The sequence below is a fragment of the Moritella sp. genome (assembly GCF_033791185.1).
GTDB lineage: Bacteria > Pseudomonadota > Gammaproteobacteria > Enterobacterales > Moritellaceae > Moritella.
This window is the reverse complement of record NZ_JASJHF010000043.1, coordinates 1-9,110: the sequence shown is the minus strand read 5'-3', so window position 1 is coordinate 9,110 and position 9,110 is coordinate 1. Positions and strand designations below refer to the sequence as shown.

General features: G+C 40.1%; 8 protein-coding genes and 2 tRNA genes. 6 read left to right on the top strand and 4 right to left on the bottom strand.

What is annotated here, in order from left to right; genetic code table 11:
* The first annotated feature begins 7 nt into the window (after nt 1–7).
* The 3 genes from QNK26_RS02640 (at nt 8) to QNK26_RS02630 (ending at nt 2,245) form a co-directional block, all read left to right on the top strand.
* A tRNA-Tyr gene (locus QNK26_RS02640) sits at nt 8–92 on the top strand.
* 100 nt (nt 93–192) lie between these two features.
* Nucleotides 193–277: transfer RNA gene (locus QNK26_RS02635), tRNA-Tyr, on the top strand.
* Nucleotides 278–595: 318 nt separating this feature from the next.
* Nucleotides 596–2,245 carry a response regulator gene (locus QNK26_RS02630; RefSeq protein WP_319220712.1) on the top strand — a complete coding sequence of 550 codons (1,650 nt, stop codon included), beginning with the start codon at nt 596–598 and terminating at the stop codon, nt 2,243–2,245.
* Between the two features lie 21 nt (nt 2,246–2,266).
* On the opposite strand, the gene QNK26_RS02625 is transcribed toward QNK26_RS02630, so the two are convergent.
* A complete protein-coding gene (locus tag QNK26_RS02625; protein ID WP_319220711.1) occupies nt 2,267–2,650 on the bottom strand; it encodes a hypothetical protein in 384 nt (127 codons plus the stop codon).
* A gap of 276 nt (nt 2,651–2,926) precedes the next feature.
* On the opposite strand from QNK26_RS02625, the gene QNK26_RS02620 reads away from it, so the two are divergent.
* The 3 genes from QNK26_RS02620 (at nt 2,927) to QNK26_RS02610 (ending at nt 6,563) form a co-directional block, all read left to right on the top strand.
* Nucleotides 2,927–3,976 carry a sensor domain-containing diguanylate cyclase gene (locus QNK26_RS02620; RefSeq protein ID WP_319220710.1) on the top strand — a complete coding sequence of 350 codons (1,050 nt, stop codon included), beginning with the start codon at nt 2,927–2,929 and terminating at the stop codon, nt 3,974–3,976.
* A 115-nt stretch (nt 3,977–4,091) separates the two neighbouring features.
* Nucleotides 4,092–4,916 (top strand): exodeoxyribonuclease III, encoded by an 825-nt coding sequence (xthA, locus tag QNK26_RS02615; RefSeq protein WP_319220709.1) that lies wholly within the window; start codon nt 4,092–4,094, stop codon nt 4,914–4,916.
* A gap of 354 nt (nt 4,917–5,270) precedes the next feature.
* Nucleotides 5,271–6,563 carry a lytic transglycosylase F gene (locus tag QNK26_RS02610; protein WP_319220708.1) on the top strand — a complete coding sequence of 431 codons (1,293 nt, stop codon included), beginning with the start codon at nt 5,271–5,273 and terminating at the stop codon, nt 6,561–6,563.
* Between the two features lie 83 nt (nt 6,564–6,646).
* On the opposite strand, the gene QNK26_RS02605 is transcribed toward QNK26_RS02610, so the two are convergent.
* From QNK26_RS02605 to QNK26_RS02595, 3 genes are all read right to left on the bottom strand, one after another.
* Nucleotides 6,647–7,357, bottom strand: coding sequence for an ABC transporter permease (locus QNK26_RS02605; RefSeq protein ID WP_319220707.1), 711 nt, complete (start codon nt 7,355–7,357; stop codon nt 6,647–6,649).
* A gap of 10 nt (nt 7,358–7,367) precedes the next feature.
* A complete protein-coding gene (locus tag QNK26_RS02600; RefSeq protein ID WP_319220706.1) occupies nt 7,368–8,123 on the bottom strand; it encodes an ABC transporter permease in 756 nt (251 codons plus the stop codon).
* Between the two features lie 100 nt (nt 8,124–8,223).
* The gene (locus QNK26_RS02595) at nt 8,224–8,997 is read right to left on the bottom strand and encodes a transporter substrate-binding domain-containing protein (protein ID WP_319220705.1); all 774 of its coding nucleotides are present in this window, start codon (nt 8,995–8,997) and stop codon (nt 8,224–8,226) included.
* Between the last annotated feature and the right edge of the window lie 113 nt (nt 8,998–9,110).

The following is a 9,110-nucleotide window of genomic DNA, read 5'->3' as shown; positions in this document are numbered from 1 at the left end:
TACTTGTGGAGGGGTTCCCGAGTGGCCAAAGGGATCAGACTGTAAATCTGACGGCTCAGCCTTCGAAGGTTCGAATCCTTCTCCCTCCACCATCATTCTACTTTAATGATCTTACATTGTGGCCAATGTAGATAAATATCGTTATCGTAAAATACTCATCTAGCAATAGATGACAAAAATAGAGAAAAATGTGGAGGGGTTCCCGAGTGGCCAAAGGGATCAGACTGTAAATCTGACGGCTCAGCCTTCGAAGGTTCGAATCCTTCTCCCTCCACCACTTTCTATATACTTCAAGTATTCCCTTCTTAATTATTGTCTTCTCAGTTACTACTTTATTATGTCAATAGACAAGTCTGCCATATTATAATCCAACAAAAATTAATCATAGCGTATTTTAGCGCAATCTAAACCTCAATCATGATAGGTTATTCCGATCTAGTCAAACCGTATTCCTGCGCACAAAAAACACTCAATCAGCTGTTCTAGCTAACAAAATACAGTACCTCTCAAGACAGTATTATGGATACCTGTTATTGTGGATGACGCTATTCACCGGCGTCTAAATTTATCCATTACTCTTGAGCATTAAATATACATGAATCATAATTTTGACTATCGAAATAAACGCGTGCTCATTGTTGATGACCAACGTGCTTTTCAGATCATGCTCAAAACCATGTTAATAAATTTTGGTGCCGAAGATGTAACACATATCGGCAGCGCTGAAGATGCTTTAAAATTATGCCGAAATGATACTTTTGACTTGCTACTGGTCGACTACAACCTCGGATCAGGTATGAATGGCCGCCAGCTATTTGAAGCCTTAAAAGCAAATAACCTACTGCCTATCAATACCGTATTTTTCTTAGTCACCGGTGATAACTCAAAAGCGATCGTATTAAGCGCAATTCAAATGACGCCTGACGATTATTTGATGAAACCGTTTTCACAAAACGAACTGAACTTACGTATTCAAAAAGCATTTAATAAAAAAGAAGCCTTGTTACCTATCTATCAAGCGATCAAAGACAAGAATTTCGAACAATCAATAGAAGAGTGTGATAATGCGATCATCTATTCCGCTCGTTACCGTAATTTCTGTCGCTTGTTTAAAGCAGAGCTGTTAATAGAAAAAGAAAAGTATGCTGAAGCTCGTATTATCTTAGAAGAATTTATTGACGCACACCCACATACCCAAGCACAACTCCTGCTCGGTCGAGTGTATTACCTAGAGAAAAAATACCAACAAGCAATCCCGTTATTAACCGAAATAATTAAATATAATCCGATGATATTAGACGGTTATGATTGGCTCGCACATTGCTTTAGAGATGGTGGTGATAGCGAGAAAGCTTTGGATATTGTGCAACGTGCGATCAAGCATTCTCATTTGTCGTTAGACCGCCAAGGTTTGTTGGCAGAATTAGCCCTTGATACCAATATGAACGCGATAGCTAAAGAAGCTTTTTTCGCGATTCTAATGCAGACTAAAAACACTATACACCAAAGTCCTCAGCATCTAATTAACTACGTTCAAGCTATTATTCTGGTGGCAAAAAACGAAGATGATCCGTTTAAGCAAGGTCGCTTATTACAAGAGATTAGTGGTTTGTTTCACCGCCCTTCTCAACAACATCCTTATGTTGAACAAGGCGAGCTATTAGCGCTTGAAGGCTACAGTTTAGCCTCGATTCACAATGTGAAAGGCAATCAAGTTAAGGCCAAACACACTTTACTGAAAAGTAACGAAGCCTATTTAGTTGAACCCGAAAGCATACCAGAGTGGTTAGGCGCACAATTGGCTAATCTACTCACCGAGTTAGAAGAATTTGAATTTGCAGCCAAACTAAAGCCTTATATTCAACACAGCAATGTACACAGCGAAAAGTTACTTGCCAGCATCTGTGGTGAAGAAGACAGTAAAGAAGTTCAATTTCAACATCACAATAAGTTGGGGATTGAAGCGTTTACTGACGGTAAACTGGAGATTGCTCTACAGCATTTTGAAACGGCGCTATCTATCGCACCACTCAATACTGGCGCGGCGTTAAACAAAGTACAAGTATGCTTAGCCCTACTCGTCGAAATCGAACGACCTTGGCCAGAGATCACTAAGAACATTCGCGATACGCTTATCGAGCTAGAGGATTTCCCACTCTCCGAACAACAGTCTGAACGTAAAGCTGAGTTGAAAAAAGAGTTTAATATTCAGCGGATGCATGCAAAGAAAAGAGCAAGCAGTTAAGGCTTGTTAACCTGGGAGCGCTCACTCCCAGAACTGCCACCATTTTTTACTATTTTCTCGCGATTCCTTGCCTTTCTCTGAGCCTTTATCCAGCTCTTTTTGAGGCTGACTCAACTTCTTCTCTTTGTGCTTTTCAATATCACTTACTTTATCTGTTCGCTCTTTATCTTCTCGTGCTTTTTTTTGCTTATCTTTATCTTTGTCCTTGTTTTTATTCTTATCTTTTACTCCTTCAACCTCCTCATTGATTTTATTTTCTTGCTCATCTTTTGCTACCATCGCTGATTTATGTGCTGCTTTTTGCTCTGCAGTAGGTTTTCCTTTACCTGCCCATTCGGGTTTATCGGCAAAAACCGGAGGCGTCAAAACAACGGCTAAGAACGATACTAATAATTTAATTTTCATAAATAGGACTCCGTTTAAGTGATGATTTAGCTTTTCTTAATACTAACTGTGGTGGCTTAATGAATTTGTACATATTTATTATGATAGAGCCTGATTGGCGCATCGGCATTAATAACTAATCGAGTGAAACAAACTGCACGATAAAATACGTCCTAACCACCAATAAAATTAATTTACAATTAAAAATCAAATATTTACAGACATCAAAATAAACCACATGATATAGTCATAAAAAACTAGATTTAACTGATTCACAAGCACAGGAAATTAATAGCCATGGAAGCTGTTACTAACGGTGAAAAAGTCATTCGCAGGCTTTATGAAATCACCAATAATTATGATCTTGGATTTGAGACTCAAATTGAACAGTTACTGAAAATGGGGCTAGAACGGTTTAACTTAGATATCGCAATCTTATCTAAAATAGAGCGCAACCGCTATGTCGTTAAACATTGCGTAGTTCCCGCTGATGTTGAATTAGCCTCAGGAGTAGAGTTTGATTTAGACACGACCTATTGCCATATAACCTGCCAAGCTAACAAACCTATCGCGCTTGAATATATCGGTGAGCACGACCAATATGCGTCACACCCCGCTTATCAATCATTTGGACTTGAGGCTTATATTGGCATGCCGATCAAACTCAACGGCAAGCTTTACGGAACGCTTAATTTTTCCAGTCCGACACCTTACAGCAGAAAATTTAAAGCTGTCGATATTGATGCAATACAGCTGATGGCATCTTGGATTGAAGTAGAAATTGTTAGACGAAACCAAGAAAAGCGCTTAATAGAACTCAATTTAGCATTAGAGAAAAAAGCCTACGAAGACAGCTTAACCTTGATCCCAAATCGCAGAGCCGTGTTTAAACACATCAACGCTGATTTAAACAGAGTCAGTCGTGAAAGAAGTAACGCTGCGCTGGCTATTATTGATATCGATTTATTTAAAAATATTAACGATACCTACGGCCACAAAAAAGGCGATGAAGTCTTAATCAAAGTGGCGGAATCGATTGATAATGACATACGTGATTATGATTTTGTGGCTCGATTTGGTGGCGAAGAATTTTTACTATGGTTACCTAATTGTGACATGAGCATCGCTACTATGGTTTGTGATCGTATCAGAAATAATATCGAAGCATTATCCTTGTGTGAGACACCAATCACCATTTCTATCGGCATCACTTGTTTTGGCTCTGATGCTATCCAAAATAGACAAGCAAAAGAGAAAGTTGATGAGCTGATTTTACAGGCCGACAAGGCCCTATATAAAGCCAAAGACGCGGGCAGAAATTGTATTAAGTTTTATGACGTAGTCTAAATTAGCCCCATTTCTGCACAAATTAAAAAAACTTTAAAATTTGCCTCGCAACTAACGCATGAATAATAGAAGCTATAGGCAAACAGGTTTGCAGATAATTAAGGGTTAAAAACCAATGAAAATAATCTCATTTAACATAAACGGCCTTCGCGCTCGATTACATCAACTACAGGCGATTATCGACAAGCATTCGCCTGACGTAATTGGCCTACAAGAAATCAAAGTACACAACGAAATGTTCCCTGTAGCAGCCGTTGAAGAAATGGGCTACCACGTATTCTTCCACGGTCAAAAAGCCCATTACGGTGTCGCTATGATGGTGAAGAAGAGTACGGTCGCAGACCTCGAAGCGATTAAAGTGCAATACGGTTTCCCAACCGATGACGAAGAAGCACAAAAACGTATGATCATGGTGACATTTGCGCAAACATCTGGCAAACCAATTACAGTCCTAAACGGTTATTTCCCGCAAGGCGAGAACATCAGCCACGAAACTAAATACCCGTACAAGCGTAAATTCTATCAAGACCTTAACGTTTATCTTAACGATAATCACACGGCTGAAGACGATGTAATTGTAATGGGTGATATCAACATCTCACCTGCAGATAAAGATATCGGCATCGGTGAACCCAATGCCAAACGCTGGTTAAAAACCGGTAAATGTAGCTTCCAACCAGAAGAACGTGAATGGTTAGCAAAACTGCAAGGGTTCGGCTTACACGATACATTCCGTACCATTAAACCAGAAGTAAGCGACCGCTATAGCTGGTTTGATTACCGCTCAAAAGGTTTCCCAGATAACCGTGGACTGCGTATTGACGTGATCTTAGCAACAGCAACACTGAATGAAAAAGTCATTGAAAGTGATGTCGACTACGAACTACGTGGTATCGAAAAACCATCGGATCACGCGCCGATCTGGACTACTTTTAGCTAACTAAAGCTGTAATCAACACAATAGCTTAGCCGTTAAACACTAAGCTATTGTGTACGTCAAAAACGCATTTTAGAAATATCGGTCTAACCTTAGTGTTACCCCGACATTTATATATCAGATGCAATTATGACGATGCAGTGGACTAAGATATGCGCAAAGACCAACACGTTAATATTCTGTGTTTTAGTTAACATATCTCCCGCTAACGCCCAGTATTCCGCAAATATTAATTCCCACTCCTCGGATTCAATATCGTCTAGCACAGTCGCCCAACAGCAAATCAATATTCATAGCCAACCGAGCTTTGAAGATCTCCCGCAGTTACTAAAAAAACGCACGATAAAAGTACTTGTAGTGAACCATCCCGCATATTATTTTATTTACCAAAGTCGCCCTCGTGGACTTGCTTATGACATGATGCGTGAATACGAACAACACCTGAACGCCAAGTACTTCAAAGATACCAAGCTAAAACTCAACATCCTGTTTATCCCTGTGCCGAGTAGCCAAATCATAAACTTATTGGCGCAAGGCTATGGTGATATTGCGATTGGCCCTTTAATGACACCATTACGCCAACAGAACCAAGTAACCCATACCGAGCCCATATATACTGACCATCAGTTATTACTGGTTAGTCACAAATCGACAACAGAATACAAGGATATAAAGCAGCTATCAGGTAAAGAAATATGGATACGCCGCAATAGTATTTACCACCAGAAATTGCAGCACATCAACAAGCAGCTATTCCAAATTAACAAACCTCCCATTTACATCAATATTGCCACTGATGATATCGAAGATTTCGAACTCTTAGACATGGTCGATAACAAGCAGATATTCATGACCATGACGTCTAACCACAGTTTGAGATTATGGAAACGCTTATATAAAAATATCAAACTACACCCCGAGTTAGTGATTGCAAGTCGTATCCCGAGTACTTGGGCTGTTCGTAACCACACACCACAATTAACCACTAGCTTAAATCAGTTCATTGCCAAGCATAAAAAAGGCACGAAGATCGGCAATATCCTACATCGTCGTTATCTCGTCAGACATCCTTGGTTAAAAAAAGTGATTCACCAACAGTTTGAAAATCGCTATTTAGAAACCGAACAAATAATTAAAAAATATGCCAAGCAGTACAAATTCGATTGGCAACTGATTCTCGCTCAAGCCTATCAAGAATCTCGACTTAATCAAAAAGCCATTAGCCATCGCGGCGCTGTCGGCGTGATGCAAGTATTGCCCTCAACAGCAAATGAGCCTTATATTAATATTAAAAATATCAATAATGTTGACGATAATATCCACGCGGGAGTGAAGTATTTACACTTTATGCAACAGCGCTACTTTATCAACGAAAATATTACTGAACTCGATTCCTTATTGCTGAGTTTTGCCGCCTACAATGCAGGCCCAGCAAAATTAAGACGACTAAGAAAGCGCACAGATGAGCGAGGATTAAACCCAAATATTTGGTTTAACAATGTAGAACAGATTGTTGCCGAAACCATAGGTAAAGAAACCGTCAATTACGTGAACAACATATACAAATTCTATATTACCTACCTGCTTGCATCGCGCTATACCATCGATGATACCCAGATAGCGCAGCAAAACACTCTCATCAGTAAGTGACAATAAAAAGGCCGTTATGTAATGACACAACGGCCTTTCGTCTATTTTGATAAGTCCCCATCAATGCGTAATAGCGTAAGGGGTTAAGTCAGGTGTCGAAATGCACGTGTCTCTAGCTTTTTGAATGCCGCAAAAATAGCAAAACATAAACACAGGTAAATAGCACCCGCAAAAATGAACGCTTCAAATGGAGCATAAAAACGAGAGTAAACATTATAACCCGCCCCCGTGATGTCAACCAAAGTGACTACACTTGCAATCGACGTTGCATGCAACATAAAGATAACTTCATTACTGTACGCAGGCAGTGCACGGCGGAACGCCGATGGTAGGATAATTCGGCGCATGATCTGCCAATAACTCATGCCGTATGCTTGCGCGGCTTCTATCTCGCCTTTATCTGTTGTCACCAATGAGCCGCGAATGATCTCGGTACTGTATGCCGCGGTATTTAATACAAATGCTAATAAACAAGGGTAAAAGGCATCTTCGAGTAAAAACCAAATCGCACTGTCTTGAATACCATCAATCATGGTCACACCATAATAAATCATATACAGCTGGATCAGTAACGGTGTACCACGGAAAACATAGGTAAATAACCAAATACTACGTGATAACCACACATACTGACTGGTTCGCATAATCGCCAGCGGCACCGCTAAAAAGAACCCAATCACTACCGACAAAAATGTCAGCTGTACTGTTAATACCGTACCATCCCAATACTCATTTAAAGTACTTGGAGTAAACATCTCATTTTGCTCAAGCAAAGCAACTAATTGATCTAACATATTAATAACCCTATACGCCTTTGCTGAAGTGACGTTCTAAATATTTCAGTGCAATTTCACTCACCGTGGTGATCGCCAAATACACAAACGCCACAGGAATAAAGAACAAAAAAGGTTCGTAAGTTGTCATTGCCGCTTCTTTAGCGAGCTTAACCATATCAGACAAACCAATCACAGATACCAGCGCAGTGGTTTTAACCAATACTAACCAGTTGTTACCAATACCAGGCAATGCAAAGCGCATCATTTGGGGAAACATCACCCGCCAGAATACTTTCCATTCAGACATGCCATATGCCGTAGCAGCTTCTAGCTGACCTTTATCTACCGATAACAAGGCGCCACGGAACGTCTCACCCATATAAGCACCAAAAATAAAACCAATCGTCAGTACACCCGCACTAAACTCATCGATATTCAGGTACATACCATCTTCATAAAACGCTGATAAGGTTAACCAACCTTGTTCGATATAGAACTCATTGACGGCGTAGGTTTCGTGTAATTCATACAACCACTCCGAAAAATTATTGAGCCCGACTTGCAAACCAAAGTAGATCAGCATCATTAATACCAGATCCGGTACACCACGAACGAGGCTGGTATAAGCGAGCGCCAGCGCAGACGATATTCTACCGCCTGAATAGCGCGCCACTGCGGTAATCAATCCAAGCAATACAGCGATAATTAATGAAAAGATGGCGAGTTTAACGGTCAATATAGCGCCATTAAAAATACTTGGGCCATAACCTTGAAGATCTAACATAATATTCCCAGAAAGCAGCGGGCGCCTAGTCTTGGCTATTCACCTTAACTCGGCCCCCATTTTTATCATCGCCATGCGTTTATACGCAACGATAAAGAAACTACATTTTAATGCTGTAGCTGAAGTATTTAGCTTGGATAGTTTCGTATGTACCATCGGTTTTGATTTCAGCTAATACTTTATTGAATGTTGCCGCAAGAGACTTATCACGTTTACGCAGCGCAACACCCATGCCATTACCCAGTTGGAAGGTATCGCCAACTGCAGCATAAGCCCCCTTCTTCTCAGGGATCAGTAACGTAGTATCACCCACGGGGAAATCCAGTAATACCATGTCTAAACGACCGCCTTCAAGGTCGAGTAGCAAGTCACCACTGGTATTATAACGCTTGATTGTGTTGTTCTTAGCAAAATGGTCTGTAACGTAAGTATCTTGTACTGTGCCACGCTGTACACCAATACGTAATTCTTTAAATGCTGCTTTATCCGTAACATCGAGCTTAAAGTCAGCTGCAGCAAACCACCCACTTGGGGTATTGTAGTAAGGTTCAGAGAAAAGAACTTGCTTCTTACGGTCTTCAGTAATCGACATTGAAGAGAAGATAGCATCGTATTTGCGTGATAATAAACCAGGAATAATACCGTCCCAAGATTGTACAACCCAAGTACAATTCCAGTTAGCGCGTTTACAAACTTCATTACCTAAATCAATTTCAAAGCCAGTTAGCTCGCCATCGGGGGTTTTATATTCAAACGGCTTATACGGTGAATCAACACCTAAACGAACATCAGTCCATTCTTTAGCTACCACAGCTGAAGAAAGCAATAAGCTTGTTGCAACACTTGCTGCAATTACAGTCGCTAATTTTTTCATACGTATTTCCCTATTATTATAATTAAGTCAATCAATGACCTGTGTTTGTGGTTTTTTACTTATTTTTTATTCTCATAATTTGGTATTACTAATATTTTGAGCCAACTTTTAAT

Coding starts and splice junctions, on each gene's coding strand:
- QNK26_RS02595 (WP_319220705.1), bottom strand. CDS start 8,997: ATGAAAAAATTAGCGACTGTAATTGCAGCAAGTGTTGCAACAAGCTTA.
- QNK26_RS02620 (WP_319220710.1), top strand. CDS start 2,927: ATGGAAGCTGTTACTAACGGTGAAAAAGTCATTCGCAGGCTTTATGAA.
- QNK26_RS02605 (WP_319220707.1), bottom strand. CDS start 7,357: ATGTTAGATCAATTAGTTGCTTTGCTTGAGCAAAATGAGATGTTTACT.
- QNK26_RS02630 (WP_319220712.1), top strand. CDS start 596: ATGAATCATAATTTTGACTATCGAAATAAACGCGTGCTCATTGTTGAT.
- xthA (WP_319220709.1), top strand. CDS start 4,092: ATGAAAATAATCTCATTTAACATAAACGGCCTTCGCGCTCGATTACAT.
- QNK26_RS02600 (WP_319220706.1), bottom strand. CDS start 8,123: ATGTTAGATCTTCAAGGTTATGGCCCAAGTATTTTTAATGGCGCTATA.
- QNK26_RS02625 (WP_319220711.1), bottom strand. CDS start 2,650: ATGAAAATTAAATTATTAGTATCGTTCTTAGCCGTTGTTTTGACGCCT.